Below are 17,676 nucleotides of genomic sequence, written 5' to 3'. Positions count from 1 at the left end.
CAGAACCACAGGAGCAAAAAATGACTTTCCCGACTGATGGAACAGCGCCTTCCGTGGCCGTAGCCAATGCGCCGGCTGCCGAAGATGTGCTTTGCACCCTGAACTGCGACGTCCTGGTGGTGGGCTCCGGCGCGGGCGGCCTGGCCGCCGCCGTGACGGCCGCCTACCACGGGCTGAAGGTTGTGGTGGTGGAAAAGGCGGACGTGTGCGGCGGTGCCACGGCGTGGTCGGGCGGCTGGGCCTGGGCGCCGGGCAATCCGCTGGCCAGGGCCGCCGGCGTCAGCGAGGACAAGGAGACCTTCCGTACCTACCTGCGCGGTGTCCTGGGGACCGACTACCAGGCCGACAGGGTGGACGCGTTCCTGGAGGCGGTCCCGCACATGGTGGGCTTCTTTCACGAGAAGACGTCGCTGCAGTTCGTCCCGGGCGCCAGGATCAACGACATCTACGGCGGCCTTCCCGGGGCCGGGACCGGGCAGCGCTCCGTGGGGCCCAAGCCCCTGAACGCCCGGCGGATCCGTCCTGAGGTGCGCGCCAGGCTCCGGCACCAGCTGTATGAAACCTCATTCCTGGGAATGGGCATCATGGCCGGACCGGACCTGGCCAAATTCCTGTCCGCGTCCCGGGGCAATCCGCGCGGGCTCTTCCATGCAGGCTGGCGCTTCGGCCTGCACATCCTGGACCTGCTGACGCACCGGCGCAACATGCAGCTGGTCAACGGCACGGCCCTGACCGGCCGGCTGCTGCAGTCCGCAGACCGCTTCGGCGTGGACGTCCGCGTCTCCACGCCGGCCCGGCGCCTGCTGACCGACGGGGCAGGCAAGGTGACGGGCGCCGTCGTCGGAACCCCGGAAGGGGAGCTGCGGATCAACGCTTCACGCGGGGTGGTCCTGGCCGCCGGAGGCTTCCCGCACGATGTGCAGCGCCGGAAAGTGCTGTTCCCGAACACACCCACCGGGCGGGAACACTGGACGCTGGCGCCCGGCGAGGCCAGCGGCGACGGCATCAGCCTGGGCCAGTCGGTCGGTGCCCGCTTCCGGACCGACGTGAAATCAGCGGCCGCATGGTGCCCGGTGTCGTTGGTGCCGTACCGCAGCGGCCGGACCGGCACGTTCCCGCACATCATGGACCGCGCCAAGCCCGGCAGCATCGGCGTCCTGCGCAGCGGGAAGCGGTTCGTCAACGAGGCCAACGGGTACTACGATTACGTGGCCGCCATGCTGGAGGCTACGCCGGCGGGGGAGCCGGTGGAGGCCTGGCAGATCGCCGACTCCCGCTTTGTGCGCCGCTTTCCGCTGGGCATGGCCAAACCGCTGCCCGTGCCGCTCTTCCCGTACCTGCGCTCCGGCTATCTGAAGAAAGGCCGCACCCTCGAGGAACTCGCGGAGCGGTGCGGCATCGACCCTGCCGGGCTGAAAGAGACCGTGGAGCGCTTCAACCGCCATGCGGCCGCCGGCGCGGACCCGGACTTCGGCCGCGGCTCCACGCCCTTCAACCGGTATGGCGGAGACCCGTCTGTAAAGCCGAATCCGTCGCTGGGCCCCATCGAGAAGGGCCCGTTCTACGCCGTGCGCGTGGTGCCGGGCAGCTTTGGCACGTTCGCGGGACTGAATGTGGACGGCCGCTCCCGGGCCCTGGACGACGGAGGCCGGCCCATCCCGGGTCTCTACGTCGCCGGCAATGACCAGGCCAGCGTGATGGGCGGGCACTATCCCGCCGGCGGCATCAACCTCGGCCCGGCGCTGGCGTTCGGATACGTTGCCGGCCGGGACCTGGCCGGCGCCGTGGAGTACGAGGATGACGGGACTGTGCCCGCGGACTCCGGGGTGGGGGCGCTGTGAGCGGCAGCCTGCACATCGGCGTCCTGAACGGGCCGAACCTGAACCGGCTGGGCGAGCGGAAGCCGTACGGGCGGCCGCTGCTCGACGCGCTGCTGGACGCGGACCTGCGGGATCCGTCACGCGGAGCGTGTAGACCATTATTGCCGCGCAAACAGCCGGACAAGGGACGGGCGCGGGGGGCATGGACTGTGTCCCCAGGCCCTTTCAGTACGGAACCTTCGGTGCCCTGACCAAGTCACTGCTTCTTAGTGGTTGGCGATATCGACAGCCGCCCTCACGATGGAGTCGACGTCGATCCCGTGTAGTTTGTAGGCGTCCTCGAGATCTGAGGATTGGCCGAATTCAGTCACGCCAAGGTTCCGGGTGCGGTCACCCCGTACGCCCGCCAAAAAGGCAAGCGTATGCGGATGTCCGTCCAGGACGGTGACCAATGGTGTGGCATGGTCAGCGGGGAACAGTTCGTCCACGATGGCGCTGCGGGGTGAACCGGCCACCTTGTGCCGGTCCTGCAGCGACCGGAACACCAGGTCCGGGCTGGTCAGGCAGACGACGCCGGCGGTCACTCCCAGAGCATTCAGCCGCGCCGCTGCGGCAAGTACTTCGGGCATGATGGCGCCCACGCCGACCAGTGTCACATTCTCGCGTGTCGGAGCATGATCGGTGATGCGGTAACCGCCGGCGACTGCGTGCTGCCGGCGGCGCTCCAGCAGGGCCACATCTGTAGGGATGCGGGCAAGTGTCTGGTCGACAGGCCGGGTCGACAGCCGGAAGTATGCGGAGCGACCATCGGGCCGGCCGATCTGATTCATCGCCTGTAGGATGCACCATTCGAGGTCCTGCGCGAAGGCAGGCTCCCAAGCCGTGCATCCGGGCTGTTCCAGGCCGATGGAGGGCGTGGTGATTGACTGATGCGCTCCGCCCTCGGGCGCCAGGGTCACCCCGGATGGTGTGCCGACCAGGATTGATTGCCCACCGGCGTAAATCCCGTAGGACCACGGTTCAAGGGCCCGTGAGACGAACGGATCATAGACGGTGGCGATCGGGATCAGTGGCTGGCCCCACCGGCTCCATGTTGCACCGAGTTCGCCGGCGAGGCATACGAGGTTGACCTCCGCGATGCCCAGTTCGATATGCTGTCCCTGGGCGCCTTCGGACCACTTGAGGAGCCGCTCGGAATCGTCCGAGAACCAATCGTGCCGTTCACCCACGGACCATATGCCCGTCTTGTTGATCCAGCCGCCAAGGTTCGTGGAGGACGCGACGTCGGGGCTCAGTGTGACGACGCGGGCGGCCGCTTCGGGTGCGCACCGTTTCAGGTCCGACAGGAACCGTCCCAGGGTCGCCTGGGTGGACACGACAGCCTTATAGCTCCAGGGCAGCGAGGCCGGGAGCGCTGCAATCTCGCGGACCTGGATTTCCGGGCGGCGGAGACGTTGGCTTGCCTCGTTGCAGGCCTTGTGTTCTTCGGTCCCTTGCCTGAATTTGCGCCACGGAGACGCTAAAGTCATCCCGGACAGGGCCGCCAATTCCTCCATCTGCGATTCATTCAGTTGTGCTGCATGGTTGTTGGGATGCCCTTCAGTTGCCAGCCCGCGGCCCTTGACCGTGTAGGCGAATATCACCGTGGGCCGGGAGGCATCGATCTCGCGGTACGTATCCAAGAGAAGCCGAATGTCATGCCCTCCCAGGTCACGGACCGCGGCGGACAACTCCAGCCCGCTGAGGCCCGCCACGAGATCCCGGAGGGCGGGTTTCGGATCCGGGCCGAGCATCCGGTCGTGCAGCTCGCCAGGGTGGCTGCGCAGCATCCGCTGATACTCCTCGTTGGGCATGGCCTCCAGCCGTTCCCGCAATTCCCGGCCGCCCGGCTGGAGGAACAGTTTCTGGATCCGGCGTCCCCATTTGCAGGTCAGGACCTGCCAGCCTGCCGCGGCGAACATTCCCTGCAGCCTTTTGATCTGCACGTCCGGAATCACTCGGTCCAGGGACTGGCGGTTGAGGTCAACAATCCACAGCAGTTCACCGAGCTGCCGGGCGCCGGTGTCTGTTATGGCCTCCCATACGGCGCCTTCGTCGAGTTCCGCGTCCCCAAGCAGGCTTATGAAACGCCCGGCCCTGGGTGTGTCGGGAAACTGATCGCGAAGATAGCGGTGGGACATGGCCGCCCACAACGGCGCAGTGGCCCCGATCCCGACGCTTCCCGTGGAGAAGTCCACGGTGTCCGGGTCCTTGAGCCGGCTGGGATAGCTTTGCAGCCCGCCCTTGGCCCTGAGCGCCGGCAGGTAGCGTTCATCCAGATCTCCGAGCAGATAGTTGATGGCGTGAAGCACCGGGGACGCGTGCGGTTTGACTGACACTCTGTCCTCGGCAGTCAGTTCCGCGAACCACAGGGAGGTCATGATGCCCACCATGGATGCGCTGGAAGCCTGATGTCCGCCGACCTTCACACCGGACGTGTTCGCCCGCCCCCGGTTGGCTGCGTCGATAATTGCGGTTGCCGTCCAAAGAACGCGCTGGGCAATCGAGTCAAGCACGTCCTCGTCAAGGGTGGCGCCGGCAGAGAGCGGCCTGTCGTTGACGGACGGCTCGCTGGCAACGGGTGACACTGTTCTGTCCGAGATGGTCATGTGGGTTCCTTTCCCAACTTCTCCAAAGCAGGCCCTGTTATCGCGGGGCTAAGAGCGGAAGAGCCCGCTGTAGGCGTTGAGGGCGAGCTGGCCGCCGAGGTGGGCGTAGAGGACATTGCTGCTGGCAGGAATGTCCCGGTTCGTCACCAGATCAATGAGCCCGGCAAGGGATTTTCCCTCGTAAACGGGGTCGGTGATCATGGCTTCAAGCGAGGCGCCCAGTCGTATAGCTTCCAGGGTCGAGTCGACGGGAATGCCGTACAGGTCACCGGCCCAGCCTTCCATGACGTTGATTTCGTCGTCGCGGAGGTCGCGCTCCAGCCCAATAAGCTCGGCGGTACTCCGGGCAATGCGTTCAACCTGGTCACGAGTCTTCTGCAAGGTTGCCGAGGCATCGATGCCGATGACGCGGCGGGGCTTGTCCTGGCCGGCGAATCCGGCAATCATGCCTGCGTGCGTGGATCCAGTGACCGTGCAGACGACGATGGTGTCAAAGAAGACGCCGAGCTCGCGTTCTTGTTGCTGGACCTCATCGGCCCAGTTCGCGAAGCCCAGACCACCAAGGCGGTGGTCGGAGCCACCTGCCGGAATGGCATAGGGTTTTCCGCCGGCAGCTTTGACTTCTTCTATGGCGTTTTCCCAGCTGCTGCGGATGCCGATATCGAAACCGGCTGCGTCGAGCCGCACGTCCGCGCCCATCAGCCGTGAAAGCAGGATGTTTCCAACCCGGTCGCTAAGCGGGTCCGGCCACTCCACCCAGTTTTCCTGCACCAGTCGTGCTTTCAAACCCAGCTTTGCCGCCACTGCCGCCACTTGTCTTGTGTGGTTTGACTGGTAGCCGCCGATCGATACAAGCGTGTCCGCTCCCTGGGCGATGGCGTCTGGCACGATGTACTCCAGCTTGCGCGTCTTGTTGCCGCCGAAGGCGAGGCCGCTGTTGACGTCTTCACGCTTTGCCCAGATCTTGGCGCCACCGAGGTGGGCGGTGAGGCGGGGCAGCGGATGGACGGGGCTCGGTCCGAACATGAGGGGGTAACGCTCAAAATCAGTGATGGCCATTGGAATCCTTCAGTAGCAGTTGGTAGTGGATGACAGGCGTCAGGCCGTTGGGGACACAGCGCCTGGCGTCACGGCCGGAGGTAGAGGGAGGCCGGTCGCGGACGGGAATGGTTATCGGATACCCTGCCACTTAAGCCCGGCCCCAAGGGCAGCCAGACTTAGGCAGGCCAACACGGCCAGATAGTAGCCGGGTGCGATGGCTTGCCCAGTGGTTTCGATGAGGTAGGTGGCGACCATGGGAGTGAAGCCGCCGAAAGCCGCCACCGAGGCGTTGTAGCTGAAGGACAGGCCGGTAGTCCGGGAGCGCGCGTCAAAGGCATCGGACATGAGCGACGGCAGGGCCCCGAAGTAGGCGGCCTTTAAGCATCCGAGGATGGTCATCGTAGCTGCCAGAACCAGCAACGACTTGCCGGCGATGAGCCACAGGAAAAGCGGGATCACCATAAGCCCCGTGATGATGACGGAGGGCACCATGATCTTCAGGCGCCCATACTTGTCCGCGAGGTGGCCCACCAAGGGAGTGCCGAAGGTCAGGATCACACCGGTGATCACCAGACAGCTGAAGGACGCAGAGGGGTGCAGGCCAAGTTGCTTGATGCCGTAGGTCGGCATGTACTGCAGGATGAAGTTGATTGCTGTGGAGATAGCCAGCGCACCCGCGGCAATCAGCATGCCGAGCTTCTGCGTCTTGAAGACGTCAACGATCGGAGAATCCTTGACCGTTTCGGCAGTGCGGACGATGGGGGCTTCATCGACCTGCTTGCGGATGAGGTATCCCGCGGGGCCCACGAGCAGACCGAAGACGAAGGGAATCCGCCAGCCCCAGGCAGTCATGTCGGCATCAGACAGCAAGGCCGTCAGTATAGCGACGAAGACTGCCGCCATGAGCGCCCCCAGGCCCTGGCTGGCGAACTGGAAGCTCCCCAGAAAGCTTTTGCGCTTGGAGTCCTGCGCGATCAGGAAGGATGTGGCGGCACCGAATTCCCCGCCGGCCGAGAAGCCCTGGATCAGACGAGCCAGGATGATGCCGAGAGGCGCCAGCAAACCGATCTGGTCATATCCGGGCATGAACGCGATCAGCGCAGTGCCCAGGACCATCAAACGGATGGTCAGCATCAGGCTTTTCTTCAGTCCTTTCCGGTCCGCGTAGGATCCGAGGATCAGCCCGCCGATGGGACGGATCAAATACGAGACTCCGAAAACCGCGAAGGCTTGGATGAGTTCCACGGCAGGGTTTGCAGCCGGGAAGAAGTTCTTCCCGATATAGATGGCCAACAGAGCGTAAATGCCCATGTCGAACCACTCGAGGGCGTTGCCGACCGTTGCTGCCACAATGCCGCGGATGGCGGCCTTCTTTGATTGGGAGGTTGCGGGGCTGGTGCCGGCGCTGCCGGCCGTGGGCGGCTGAGAAGCTGACCCGGTCAGGGATGTGCTGTTCATGGGGCTTCCTCGAAGAGAATGGATGGGCTCAGGCAGTGGCAGCGGCGGCTTGGCTGGGCGTGGTTCCGCCGTGGCTCCGGCCGAGATCGTAAAACAGGCCGCACGCGATCTGCAGCCCCTGGTGGGCAATGGATTCGATCATGTGTTCATTGGGGGCGTGCTGAAGGCAGCCCGGATATGAGTGCGGGATCCACAGCGTGGGTAGACCAAGGATGTCCTCGAAAACGTGGTTGGGCAGGGACCCGCCAAAATTCGGTAGAACGGCGGCCACCTGCCCTGTGGTCTCCCGGATGGAGCTGCTGGCCCATTCCACCCAGGGGTTGTCAGGGTCCAGCCTGCTGGCAGGGAATACGGTTGTGGCGCGCGCCCGAACCATGCCCAGTCCCCGGGCCTCCAAGTGCCGCTGGATTCTACCTTCATAGTTGGAGATATCCGTCCCTGCGACGAATCGCAGCTGCAGTACCGCGCGCGCCGAACCCGGTATGGCGTTGATCGGATTGTCCACATCCGCGGCGGCTATCGCGAGAACCTCCAGGGTGTTCCATCCGTAGAGTCGCTCCGCGGGGCTCAGGTTCGGTTCACCCCACCCGTCGTCCGGCTTCGGGTCGCCCGCGCCTGGAACGACGGCGATGTCCGCAAGGCGACCACGAACGGATGCGGGGAACTCCGGGGGCAGCAATCCGTCGATCTGAATCCGGCCGTGACCGTCAACGAGCGTGCCGATGGCTGCTGCCAGCGTAGTCGCAGGATTGCGCAGCAGCCCGCCCCAATTCCCCGAGTGGTATGAATCCGGCCTGAGGTCGGCAACCAGGTCGAAGCCTGCGCTGCCGCGGGAGCCCAGGAAAATTGTCGGCGTCTCTGCGTCCAGCCGGGGCCCGTCAGAGGCAATGAAGACGTCGGCGGACAGCTCGTCCCGGTGGGCGGAGGCAAACTCCGCCAGCGCAGGGGACCCGATTTCCTCACCGCATTCGAAAAGAAACTTCAGATTGAAGCCAAGACTTTCCTGTTCGGCCAGGACGAGGTGAAGCGCGGTGAGATTGACCAGATGCTGGCCCTTGTTGTCCGCAGTTCCGCGCCCGTACCAGCGGCCGCCTTCCAGGGTCAGCTTCCAGGGGCTCCGGCCCGCAGCCCAGTCGCCGTCCTGTCCCGCCACGACGTCCGCGTGCCCGTAGCAGAGGACAGTCGGCAGCTCCGGATTTTCCGTTCTGGTCCCGATGAGGAACGAATTGTCGCTGCCGTTCCAGCAATCGAACCGCTGCACGTCGCAGCCGAGATCCTCCAGCGAGGGTGTCAGAACCTGAGTGAGGTATGCATCCAAAGAAATCCGGCCCGCGGAGGTTCCGCTTACAGTTCGGTAGGACACCGCCTTCTCCAAGTCGCGGGGGAAGCTCCCCGAGGTGATGTATCGCTCAGCCTTGCGAAGGATTCCGGACCGTGAACTCATGCGGCATCTCCTCTGTTCATGATTGCTTGAGACGAGCCTAGGTGTGTCCTGATTCACAGGCTAGTATCGTTTGAGCAACCGGTTTTGAGTTAAATGCAAACCGATAGGAGGCGCGATGCGTTTGCTGCCGACGTCTTTGATCTATTTCAAGGAAGTGGCGGGGACTGGATCGATTACCGAAGCGGCCAGCAACTTGCACGTCTCGGCGTCCGCCATCAGCCGTCAGATCAGCAAGCTCGAATCGTCCGTGAGTGTGCCGCTGTTTGCCCGTCATCCCCGTGGCATGGTCCTGACCGAGGCCGGTCGGCTGCTTCTCGCCCATGCCCGCCGGAGCGAAGTTGAAGGCGATGCCCTGCTGGAGGAACTGCGGGATTCGGCGACGGGTAGAAAAAGGGTTATAAAGATTGCAAGTGCCGAGGGGTTGGCGAGCGGCAGGGTCGCAGGGGCCATGGCGCATATTAGTACCAACTACCGCGACGTTGTCATCAAGCTGGCTGTTGTCCCATCTGCCGAGGCAACCCGCCAGGTCATCGACGGGCGGGCTGATGTTGGCGCAGTCTTCAGCCTGGGGCCCGAGAGGGACGTCACCGTTGAATTCTCAGTTCCGGCCCCGCCCCACGCCGCCGTGACGGAAAGCCACCCGCTGGCCGGACGCAGCAGCATTTCGCTGGAAGAGCTCTGCCAGCACAAGCTGGCGCTGGCGGGGCGGGGGATTACCCAGCGGGAACTGTTCGACATTGCTTTGCAGCGTGAAGGGCTGACGGCGGAAATAGTCCTCGAAGCGGACCCGTTGGCGTCCGTCTTGGAGTTCGCCCGAATCGGTGCCGGCGTCACACTCGCCAGCCGGTTCGCCGTTCCCGCCGACGCCCGTTCGGGCCTGGTTTTCATCCCGGTTGACCATGCTGTCTTCGACCAGAGGGAAGGCCAGATCCAGACCATGCCGGGTCGCAGAAAATCCGCACTCGTCAGCGCGTTCATAACGGCACTGTCCGAGGCGCTCGCGGCTGACTGACCCTGCTGCGCTCGCAAGCCTGGGCTGGCCCAATTCTGGCCATTGACACCCTTCCCCTGCGGTCATATCCTACAACCAAATGGTTGTAGATCAGCTTAGCGATGCCGAACTTGACCGCCTCTTCCAGGCGTTCGCGGACACCACCCGGCGGGACATTATGCGCCGGGTGACGGTGGGCGAGTACTCGGTGACCGGCCTGGCTGCCCTCTACGCCATGAGTTTCGCCGCCGTTCAAAAGCATGTGGCGGTGTTGGAGCGTGCCTCCCTGGTCACCAAGGAGAAGCGCGGAAGGGAGCAGATCGTGCGGGGCAACCATGATGGCCTGGAGAAAGCCCGCCGGCTGCTTGACGAGTACGAGGCGATCTGGCGGCAACGCGTCGCCCGGATGGCAGACATCCTCGCTGAAGAATAGGAAGGGTCCGGCAATGACGGTTATCAGTTCCACCAAGAATCCCGAGGCGCTCAGCTTCATCCTCGTGGCAGAGTTCGACGCCGACGTGAAGCGCGTCTGGCAGATCTGGGAAGATCCGCGGCAGCTCGAGCGCTGGTGGGGGCCGCCCACCTGGCCGGCAACGTTCAGCCAGTACGAATTCACCCCCGGCGGAGAGGCCTCCTATTACATGACCGGCCCGGAGGGTGAGAAGGCCGGCGGCTGGTGGCGCATCACCGACATCCAGGCGCCCAACCGCCTTGAGTTTGACGACGGGTTCGCGGACGACGACGGCGCACCCGTGGAGGCCATGGGCACCACGCACGCCACCGTCACGCTTGAGGACATCGGCGGGCGCACCCGGATGACGGTCCAGTCCGTTTTCGAGTCCGAGGAGCAGATGAACAAGATGATTGAGATGGGCATGGAGGACGGCATGAAGGAGGCCGCCGGACAGATCGACGCCCTCCTGGCCGAGCACTCCCGCGCCTAGCGCGCTGCCCTGCTATTCAGATTAGAAACGCAAGGGGACGACGGCGGGAATGTCCCGCCGTCGTCCTCTTACGCTTGTGCTGACTACAGTGCTGCGCCCGCGGTGTTCAGGCTGAGCGTGAAGGTGTTCGGGCCGCTGAGGGTGACGGCGACGTCGCTCTTCTGTGCGTTGGCCCGGCGGGAAAAATCGTGCACCAGCGTCTCCAGTGTGTGGTTCACCGCAGAACGGTCCCAGATCTTGATCGTCATTGATTCGGCGGTTTCAAAGGTCATTTTCTCAGTGCTTTCGTGTCTGGGCATAGCGCCAATGCGATGCCGCGGAACAGGTCGCCCCAGAAAACGCTCGGAGGCCTAAGGCAGCTCGACGAGCTCACCGGTTTGGCCTCATTGCGTCCACCAGGATTTTGTTGTGTTTGAACTTCTAAGCCCGTGCTTGGAAAGCGTATTCCCACCGGGCTTCACTCTATGATGCACAGGCGCGGGAAGGCTTTTCAACCGATTTGGCCCAAATGGCGGGTGAGGTTTGACACACACCCTCCAGCGCGAACGGATCCTTCTATGGTTGTCCAGCGTGGGAGGGGCTTGGGTCTGCGGCGTTGAGTATTCGGTAGATCCGTCGGGCGAGATAGCGTTTCACGCACCGGCGGATCTCCTTTTTTGTTCGTCCTTCGGCTTGACGTTTCTGGACGTAGTCGATGGTGGTGGGGTCGAAGGTCATCCGGCTTAGGGCGATCAGGTGCAGGGCTTTGTTCAAGGTTCTGTCACCGCCGCGGTTGAGTCTGTGGGACGGTGTTCCCTGACGAGGCCTGGATAGGGCTGGCTCCGGCCAGGGACGCGAAGGCGGCCTCGGAATGGACGCGTCCCCGATGAGACCAGACGGTCAGGCAGATGGCGGCCGTGATGGGACCGATCCCGGTTTCCTTTAGTAGGGGCGCGGCTTCGCTGATTTCGACGAGTCCGGTGATTTGGTCGTTGTTGGTTTTGATGTCCGCGTCGAGTTCGGTGATGTGTTTGGCGAGCCGGACTGCTTCGGAGCGGGCAACGGACTTGGCCAGCGGTTCTTCCCGGGCCCGCCAGCGGGAGGCTTCGGCGATCTGGGTTCCGGTCAAGGGTTTACGCGCATCCAGGCCAAGGTCGTTGACCCGGAGCAGGGCGGTCAACGCGTTCACGCCCCGGGTACGCTCGGTGGTCATGGATTCCCGTGCGGTGACCAGAATCCGCAGGGGCCGCTCGGACTCCTTCGTCCAGCCGTGGCTGGCGGAGCTGCTGCTCTTCCAGGGGCAGGACGGCTGCGGCGATCCGGTGCGCGTCGAGCGGGTCGGATTTGCCCGCACGGTGACGGGCATCCATGTGAGCGGCTTCGGCGACCGGGTAGCCGACGGCGCCGACGGCACCGGCCAGCAGTGCGCCGTAGGAAGCAGCGCCCTCGATCACCCACAAGGTCGCCAGGTCAGCGCCGGTGTGGCGGGCGACCCAGGCGACTGCGCGGTTGATGCCGGCCCCGGTGGTGGGGAAGTCCCGGGTGGCGATCAGCTCACCAGTGATGCCGGTGATGACGGCGTAGACATGGTTCTTGGCGTGAGTGTCGACGCCGACGACAAACGGGCGGGAATGCGCAACGATAGTCATGGCGGTTCTGGCACCTTCCTCTATTCGCGGATGTGGTCAGGGGCCGTACACGGCCGGTACCAGTCCGGGTAGAGGTCACTTCGGAACAACACTGTGACGAGCCACGCCCCAAAAGGGGCGGGCAACCTTCTGATCAAGTTACCGAGGTGGGCCGGGTGGTACCGGCCGCCACCCCCGCCAATGGACAGATCCATTCAAAGACACCATTGGCAGGGCCAGTCACTTAATGAGTCACATCCACGGGGGCTGAACGGCCAACACCACTCTGCCAGCCAGTCCCAGACCAGCCGCCACAATCCTCACAGACACTTGAGGCCCTCAGGAAGCGCTTCCCAGGGGCCTCGAGTGTCCGTTCGCGCGGGGGGTGCCGATGTCACGGGCCCTGACGGCGTCACCTGCTACGTCGTCCTTCTCGCCTAGCCGATAAGCGCCAGGACTGAGCCCGCGGTGATCACGTCGCCGGGGGCGGCGGCGACGCCGGAGAGGACGCCGGCCCGGTGGGCGGGGACGCTGGTCTCCATCTTCATCGCCTCCAGGACCACCACGGGATCGCCGGCGGTCACGTCGGCACCCGGCTCCACGAGCCACTTCACCACTGTGCCGCTCATGGCGGCGCGGAGCTGCGCAGGATCGGAGCCGCCGGTTCCGCCGTCGGTTGAGCCGCCGTCTCCGGCCGCTGCGGCCCCCAGGCCGCCGGGAAGTGCCTGGCCTGAGCGGGCCCAGCCGTCCAGCAGGTCAGCCGGAAGCCCGACCGCGAGCCGGCGGCCGTCCAGGTCCACGGTGATGGTGCGCCGGCGGCCGTCGGGGCCGGTGGGGGAGAAGTCTGGATCCGCCGGGATGCTGTCCGCGAAGTCCGTCTCGATCCAGCGGGTGTGGACGTCCATGCCGGTCTCCGAAATGAAGTCAGCAGCTTCCACCACCGCGCGGTGGAACGGCAGGACGGTGGCCACACCGGTGATGCTGATCTCGGCGAGGGCGCGGCGGGCCCGGCGCAGCGCCTGCTGGCGGTCGGCGCCGGTGACGATCAGCTTCGCCAGGAGCGAGTCGAACTGCGGCGCCACGACGGAGCCGGACCGGACTCCGGTGTCCAGCCGGATGCCGGGGCCGGTGGGCGCGGTGAATTCGCCGATGGTGCCGGGGGAGGGCAGGAAGCCGCGACCCACGTCCTCGGCGTTGATCCTGAATTCGAAGGCATGGCCGCGCGGGGCTGGATCCTCGGTGAAGCGGAGCCGTTCCCCCGCGGCGATCCGGAACTGCTCCTGGACCAGGTCGATCCCCGTGGTTTCCTCGGTGATGGGGTGTTCCACCTGCAGCCGCGTGTTCACCTCGAGGAAGGCGACGGTGCCGTCGGCGGCGACCAAAAACTCCACTGTCCCGGCACCCGAGTAGCCGGCTTCCCGGCAGACTGCCTTGGCGGCGTCGTAGATCTGGGCCCGCTGCCCGTCGCTGAGGAACGGCGCGGGCGCCTCCTCCACCAGCTTCTGGTGCCGGCGCTGGAGGGAGCAGTCGCGGGTTCCGACGACAATGACGTTGCCGTGCGTGTCGGCCAGGACCTGGGCTTCGACATGCCTCGGCCGGTCCAGGTAGCGCTCCACGAAGCACTCGCCCCGGCCGAACGCCGCCACCGCCTCGCGCACCGCGGAGTCGAAGGCCTCCTCGACCTCCTCCATGTTCCGGACCACCTTTAGGCCGCGCCCGCCGCCGCCGAAGGCTGCCTTGATGGCAATCGGGAGGCCGTGCTCCTCAGCGAAGGCGCGGGCCTCGGCAGCGGATTCCACCGGCCCGTCGCTGCCTGCCACGAGCGGGGCGCCGGCGCTGACGGCAATGTCGCGGGCCGTGATCTTGTTGCCGAGCTGGCGGATGGCCTCCGGCGACGGTCCGATCCACGCGAGTCCGGCATCCAGCACCGCCTGCGCAAAATCCGCGTTCTCGGACAGGAAGCCGTACCCGGGGTGGACGGCGTCCGCTCCGGCCCTGGCAGCCACGTCGAGCAGCTTGTGGATGTTCAGATAGGTGTCCGTTGGGGAGTTCCCGTCCAGGCTGAAGGCTTCGTCCGCGGCGGAGACGTGCATGGCGTCCGCGTCGATTTCGGCATACACAGCCACGGATGCCAGTTGGGCGTCGTCGCAGGCCCGGGCGATGCGGACGGCGATTTCGCCGCGGTTGGCAATGAGGACCTTGTGCATCAGTTACTCGCTTTTCTTTCTGGAGTCTGTTCGGGGGAAGTCTGTTCGGGGGAACTGGCGGGGGCAGCAGATTCGGGGGCGATGCGGAAGCGGATGCTCCCGCCGATCGGGACCTGGGCGGCCAGGTCGAGCTGGTGGTCAACCACCACCCCGATCACGGGGTAGCCGCCCGTGATGGGATGGTCGGCGAGGAAGAGCACGGGCAGGCCCTCCGGCGGCATCTGGATGGCACCCGCCACCGTTCCTTCGCTGGGCAGCTCGCCGGTGCGGCTGCGCTGCAGCGGCGTTCCCTGCAGCCTCATTCCCACGCGGTTGGACTCCGGCTTGACCGTCCAGTCCTGGGAGCACAGGGAGTCAAGGGCGGCCTGGTCGAACCAGTCCGCGCGCGGGCCCGGGACGATGTCCAGCACGGTGACCCCGCCGCTGGGATAGTCAGGCTGGATTTCGGGGCTGCCCACGACGCCGGACTCGGCCGCGTCGCCGGTCGGCAGCAGTTGGCCGGCTGCCAGTGGCTTGGGCCCGATGCCGGACATCGTGTCCGTGGACCGGCTGCCCAGCACCGGCGGCGCGTCGACGCCGCCGCGGACAGCCACGTAGCTGCGGAAGCCGGCGTCGGGAACCCCGATCGTCAGGATTTCGCCGTCGAGGAGGGCGAACGGCGCTGCCACGGGAACGGTACGCTGCCGGTTCTGTGTCTCGCCGTTCTGTGTCTCGCCGGTTTCCGGCGCGTCGGGGGAGGCCGACGGCGTTGAAACGGTCAGTGCCGACGGCGCCCCCGCAACGGCCAGGACCTGATCGCCGACAGCCTGGACCCTGAGCCCGCCGGAGACGGTCTCGATGGCGGCGGCCGACGGCGCGTTCCCGACCAGGCGGTTTGCCCTGCGGAGCGAGGCCCGGTCCAGCGCGCCGGCGGCGGAGACGCCAAGGGCCGAATGCCCCTGCCGGCCAAGGTCCTGGATGAGGCTGTGGATCCCGGGTGACAGGACACGGAGGCCTGAGGTAGTTGCCGGGAGTGCCTGCTGGCTGTCGGTTTGCTGGCTGTCCTTGGTTGCTTCGTCGGAGGGTTCAGTGACCATCTGGACCACGTCGCGGACGGCGCGGAACTGGACCCGGTGCCCCGGGCTGGCAAGTGCGGGTTCGGGGCGGTCGAGGTCCCACATCTTCGCTCCGGTGCGGCCGATCAGCTGCCAGCCTCCCGGAGACTGTCGCGGGTAGACGGCCGAGTAGTTCCCGGCCAGCGCCACCGAGCCTGCCGGGACGGCGGTGCGCGGGGAACTCCGGCGCGGGACCTCCAGCGCCTGGTTCTCGCCCACCATGTACCCGAAGCCGGGCGCGAAGCCCGCGAAGGCAATGGTCCAGACCTGGCCGGTGTGGGCTGCGATCACTCCGTCGGCACCGAGGCCGGTCAGCTGCCCCACCTCGGCGAGATCCTCGCCGTCGTACACGGTGTCAATGACCACCAGGCCGCCGGCCTGCTCCGCCGGTGCCGTGAGGTCCAGCTCCAGGAGGGCCTGCCCGATCCGCCGGGCAGCGGCGGGGGATTCGGCCCTGACCATGACGGTCTCGGCGGCGGCCAGGACGTCTTGCTGGCCCGGCAGCGGAGCGTCCAGGAGCGCGGCCTGCAGGGCGAGCACGTCCTGCGTTCCGGAAACTTCGGCGAGGACCGTGCGCGTTCCCACCGGCCGCACCGCGCGCACCCTGCCGGGGCGGGCGGTGCTTGGGGGCGCCGTGTTTGGGCGCGCAGTGTTTGCACGCGCGGTGTTTGGGCTCGCGTCCGGCGCGGGCTGGCCGGTTGATCCGGCGGGCATGTCCACGTTTGCCATCGGGTCCTGAATCCGTCGCTTCATGCTAGACGAAGGCTTTGATGTTGATGCCGGCGGCGTCGAGCGCGCCCTTCACGGCCACAGCCATGGCCACCGCACCCGGGGAATCCCCGTGGACGCACACCGATTCCGCGCTGATCAGCAGGTCCGAACCGTCGATCGCGCTGATGGCCTCACCGGTGGTCATCTGCAGGACGCGGGCGGCAACCGCCTCCGGGTCCTCCAGTACGGATCCGGGCTGGGAGCGGGACGTCAGCGTGCCGTCCGGGTTGTAGGCCCGGTCCGCGAACGCCTCGGAGACGGCACGGAGCCCGGCCGCCTCCGCGAGACGCAGCACTTCGGACCCGGGCAGGCCGAGGATGGGCAGGCCAGGATCCACCGACTTCACCGCGTCCACGACGGCGCGTGCCTGGGCGGTGTTGTGGACGATGGCGTTGTAGAGGCCGCCATGCGGCTTCACGTAGCGGACCCGGGTGCCGGCCGTCGCGGCCAGCGCCTGCAGCGCTCCGATCTGGTAAACGACGTCGTCGGCCAGCTCCCGCGGGTCGACGTCCATATACCGGCGGCCGAATCCGGCCAGGTCGCGATAGCCCACGTGGGCCCCGACCACCACGCCGGCCCTGGCGGCCGCCTCGCAGGTGGACCGGATGACGCTGGGATCGCCGGCGTGAAATCCGCAGGCGACGTTGGCGCTCGACACGGACGCCATCATGGCTGCGTCGTCTCCCAGGCTCCATCGCCCGAAGGATTCACCGACGTCGCTGTTCAAATCTATTGCGTGCATTGTGACCCTCATCTCAACTCGTCCTTACACAAGGATGCACCCTTCAGCAGAAATGTTCAACAATTCAACAATCCGATTGTGGTTGGTTCGTGTAAATTCGGTGTATGGCCACAGTGAATCCGCAGGAATCAACGGTGCGAGCAGCATCCGGCGCCGCGCGGCTGCGCGTGGCCGTGCCCTCGGTGGCCACCCGAGTCGCGAGTGAGCTCCGGCTCCAGATTGCCGAAGGTGCCCTTCCGCCCGGGACGAAGCTGAAGGAAGAAGCACTCTCTGAGGAGCTCGGGGTCTCACGCAATACCGTGCGCGAGGCCTTCGCCGAGCTCGCCAGCGAGCGCTTGGTTGTGCGTCAGCCCAACCGCGGCGTCTTTGTTGCCAGCCTCGAGGCCAGCGATATCCATGACGTCTACGCCGTCCGGCGGGCCATCGAAGTCAGTGCCGTCCGGGGTGGCGGCAGCGCTGAGAGCATCGCGGCCGTGCGCGCCGCCGTAGAAGAGGGGAAGCGCGCTGCCGAAGCCGGCGACAGCGAAGGACTGGGCAGCGCCAACCAGCACTTTCACGGTGCCCTCGTGGCCATGGCTGGCAGTGAACGGCTCAACATCATCATGTCGCAGGTGCTGGCTGAGATGAGGCTGTTCTTCCACAAGGCCTCCATCGACGGAGGCTTCTACCAGGACTACCTGCCGGATAACGAGCAGATCTGCAAGGCGCTCGAAGCTGGGGAGTACGAGCGCGCCGCCGAACGCCTCCTGGCCTACCTCGACAGGTCTGAAGCGCACCAGACTGCTGTCCACTCGTCGTAGCTGACGCTTCTCGCCACCTGAACAGCGCGAACGGACACTTGAGGCCCCACTTCCGAGGGCCACAAGTGTCCGTTCGCGCTTAAGCAGGACAGCCCTTCCTGCCCTTTGG

At 65.8% G+C, this 17,676-nt stretch carries 13 protein-coding genes and 1 pseudogene; 5 read left to right on the top strand and 9 right to left on the bottom strand.

The window, feature by feature from the left end:
• Positions 1-20: 20 nt before the first annotated feature.
• Positions 21-1,841, top strand: coding sequence for an FAD-dependent oxidoreductase (locus tag QFZ23_RS20835; RefSeq protein WP_306925904.1), 1,821 nt, complete (start codon positions 21-23; stop codon positions 1,839-1,841).
• Between the two features lie 245 nt (positions 1,842-2,086).
• On the opposite strand, the gene QFZ23_RS20830 is transcribed toward QFZ23_RS20835, so the two are convergent.
• The 4 genes from QFZ23_RS20830 to QFZ23_RS20815 all read right to left on the bottom strand — a co-directional run bounded on the left by QFZ23_RS20830 (position 2,087) and on the right by QFZ23_RS20815 (position 8,411).
• Complete coding sequence (locus tag QFZ23_RS20830; protein ID WP_306925902.1) at positions 2,087-4,468, bottom strand: transketolase-like TK C-terminal-containing protein; 2,382 nt, start codon at positions 4,466-4,468, stop codon at positions 2,087-2,089.
• Positions 4,469-4,516: 48 nt separating this feature from the next.
• Positions 4,517-5,527, bottom strand: coding sequence for a 1-aminocyclopropane-1-carboxylate deaminase (locus tag QFZ23_RS20825; RefSeq protein ID WP_306925900.1), 1,011 nt, complete (start codon positions 5,525-5,527; stop codon positions 4,517-4,519).
• Between the two features lie 111 nt (positions 5,528-5,638).
• On the bottom strand, positions 5,639-6,967 hold the full coding sequence (locus tag QFZ23_RS20820) for an MFS transporter (RefSeq protein ID WP_306925898.1): 1,329 nt from the start codon (positions 6,965-6,967) through the stop codon (positions 5,639-5,641).
• A gap of 28 nt (positions 6,968-6,995) precedes the next feature.
• Positions 6,996-8,411, bottom strand: coding sequence for a M20 family metallopeptidase (locus QFZ23_RS20815; RefSeq protein ID WP_306925896.1), 1,416 nt, complete (start codon positions 8,409-8,411; stop codon positions 6,996-6,998).
• A gap of 115 nt (positions 8,412-8,526) precedes the next feature.
• On the opposite strand from QFZ23_RS20815, the gene QFZ23_RS20810 reads away from it, so the two are divergent.
• From QFZ23_RS20810 to QFZ23_RS20800, 3 genes are all read left to right on the top strand, one after another.
• Positions 8,527-9,423: a LysR family transcriptional regulator gene (locus QFZ23_RS20810; RefSeq protein WP_306925894.1), complete on the top strand. Its 897-nt coding sequence runs from the start codon at positions 8,527-8,529 to the stop codon at positions 9,421-9,423.
• Between the two features lie 79 nt (positions 9,424-9,502).
• Positions 9,503-9,835: an ArsR/SmtB family transcription factor gene (locus QFZ23_RS20805; protein WP_306925893.1), complete on the top strand. Its 333-nt coding sequence runs from the start codon at positions 9,503-9,505 to the stop codon at positions 9,833-9,835.
• Between the two features lie 13 nt (positions 9,836-9,848).
• The gene (locus QFZ23_RS20800; protein WP_306925891.1) at positions 9,849-10,346 is read left to right on the top strand and encodes an SRPBCC family protein; all 498 of its coding nucleotides are present in this window, start codon (positions 9,849-9,851) and stop codon (positions 10,344-10,346) included.
• A gap of 83 nt (positions 10,347-10,429) precedes the next feature.
• Here the strand turns inward: QFZ23_RS20800 and QFZ23_RS20795 are convergent, their stop codons facing one another.
• From QFZ23_RS20795 to QFZ23_RS20775, 5 genes and pseudogenes are all read right to left on the bottom strand, one after another.
• Positions 10,430-10,618, bottom strand: coding sequence for a hypothetical protein (locus tag QFZ23_RS20795; protein ID WP_306925890.1), 189 nt, complete (start codon positions 10,616-10,618; stop codon positions 10,430-10,432).
• Positions 10,619-10,901: 283 nt separating this feature from the next.
• Positions 10,902-11,974 (bottom strand): annotated as a pseudogene (locus QFZ23_RS20790) (IS110 family transposase).
• A gap of 416 nt (positions 11,975-12,390) precedes the next feature.
• A complete protein-coding gene (locus QFZ23_RS20785) occupies positions 12,391-14,160 on the bottom strand; it encodes an acetyl/propionyl/methylcrotonyl-CoA carboxylase subunit alpha (protein ID WP_306925888.1) in 1,770 nt (589 codons plus the stop codon).
• Positions 14,160-16,007 (bottom strand): 5-oxoprolinase/urea amidolyase family protein, encoded by a 1,848-nt coding sequence (locus tag QFZ23_RS20780; protein ID WP_306925886.1) that lies wholly within the window; start codon positions 16,005-16,007, stop codon positions 14,160-14,162. Before QFZ23_RS20780 ends, QFZ23_RS20785 begins: the two co-directional genes overlap by 1 nt.
• Position 16,008: 1 nt before the next feature.
• On the bottom strand, positions 16,009-16,767 hold the full coding sequence (locus tag QFZ23_RS20775) for a LamB/YcsF family protein (RefSeq protein ID WP_306926961.1): 759 nt from the start codon (positions 16,765-16,767) through the stop codon (positions 16,009-16,011).
• A gap of 104 nt (positions 16,768-16,871) precedes the next feature.
• Between QFZ23_RS20775 and QFZ23_RS20770 the strand changes: the two genes are divergently transcribed.
• The gene (locus QFZ23_RS20770; RefSeq protein ID WP_306925883.1) at positions 16,872-17,567 is read left to right on the top strand and encodes a GntR family transcriptional regulator; all 696 of its coding nucleotides are present in this window, start codon (positions 16,872-16,874) and stop codon (positions 17,565-17,567) included.
• Positions 17,568-17,676: the final 109 nt, after the last annotated feature.

Source organism: Arthrobacter globiformis (assembly GCF_030818015.1).
GTDB lineage: Bacteria > Actinomycetota > Actinomycetes > Actinomycetales > Micrococcaceae > Arthrobacter > Arthrobacter globiformis_C.
Note: the sequence above shows the minus strand (reverse complement) of the source record. Positions and strands in the feature narration are given on the sequence as shown.

What these genes read in the sequence shown, in the direction of transcription:
- QFZ23_RS20835 (WP_306925904.1), top strand. Translation starts at nt 21, where the DNA reads ATGACTTTCCCGACTGATGGAACAGCGCCTTCCGTGGCCGTAGCCAAT.
- QFZ23_RS20830 (WP_306925902.1), bottom strand. Translation starts at nt 4,468, where the DNA reads ATGACCATCTCGGACAGAACAGTGTCACCCGTTGCCAGCGAGCCGTCC.
- QFZ23_RS20825 (WP_306925900.1), bottom strand. Translation starts at nt 5,527, where the DNA reads ATGGCCATCACTGATTTTGAGCGTTACCCCCTCATGTTCGGACCGAGC.
- QFZ23_RS20820 (WP_306925898.1), bottom strand. Translation starts at nt 6,967, where the DNA reads ATGAACAGCACATCCCTGACCGGGTCAGCTTCTCAGCCGCCCACGGCC.
- QFZ23_RS20815 (WP_306925896.1), bottom strand. Translation starts at nt 8,411, where the DNA reads ATGAGTTCACGGTCCGGAATCCTTCGCAAGGCTGAGCGATACATCACC.
- QFZ23_RS20810 (WP_306925894.1), top strand. Translation starts at nt 8,527, where the DNA reads ATGCGTTTGCTGCCGACGTCTTTGATCTATTTCAAGGAAGTGGCGGGG.
- QFZ23_RS20805 (WP_306925893.1), top strand. Translation starts at nt 9,503, where the DNA reads ATGGTTGTAGATCAGCTTAGCGATGCCGAACTTGACCGCCTCTTCCAG.
- QFZ23_RS20800 (WP_306925891.1), top strand. Translation starts at nt 9,849, where the DNA reads ATGACGGTTATCAGTTCCACCAAGAATCCCGAGGCGCTCAGCTTCATC.
- QFZ23_RS20795 (WP_306925890.1), bottom strand. Translation starts at nt 10,618, where the DNA reads ATGACCTTTGAAACCGCCGAATCAATGACGATCAAGATCTGGGACCGT.
- QFZ23_RS20785 (WP_306925888.1), bottom strand. Translation starts at nt 14,160, where the DNA reads ATGCACAAGGTCCTCATTGCCAACCGCGGCGAAATCGCCGTCCGCATC.
- QFZ23_RS20780 (WP_306925886.1), bottom strand. Translation starts at nt 16,007, where the DNA reads ATGAAGCGACGGATTCAGGACCCGATGGCAAACGTGGACATGCCCGCC.
- QFZ23_RS20775 (WP_306926961.1), bottom strand. Translation starts at nt 16,767, where the DNA reads ATGCACGCAATAGATTTGAACAGCGACGTCGGTGAATCCTTCGGGCGA.
- QFZ23_RS20770 (WP_306925883.1), top strand. Translation starts at nt 16,872, where the DNA reads ATGGCCACAGTGAATCCGCAGGAATCAACGGTGCGAGCAGCATCCGGC.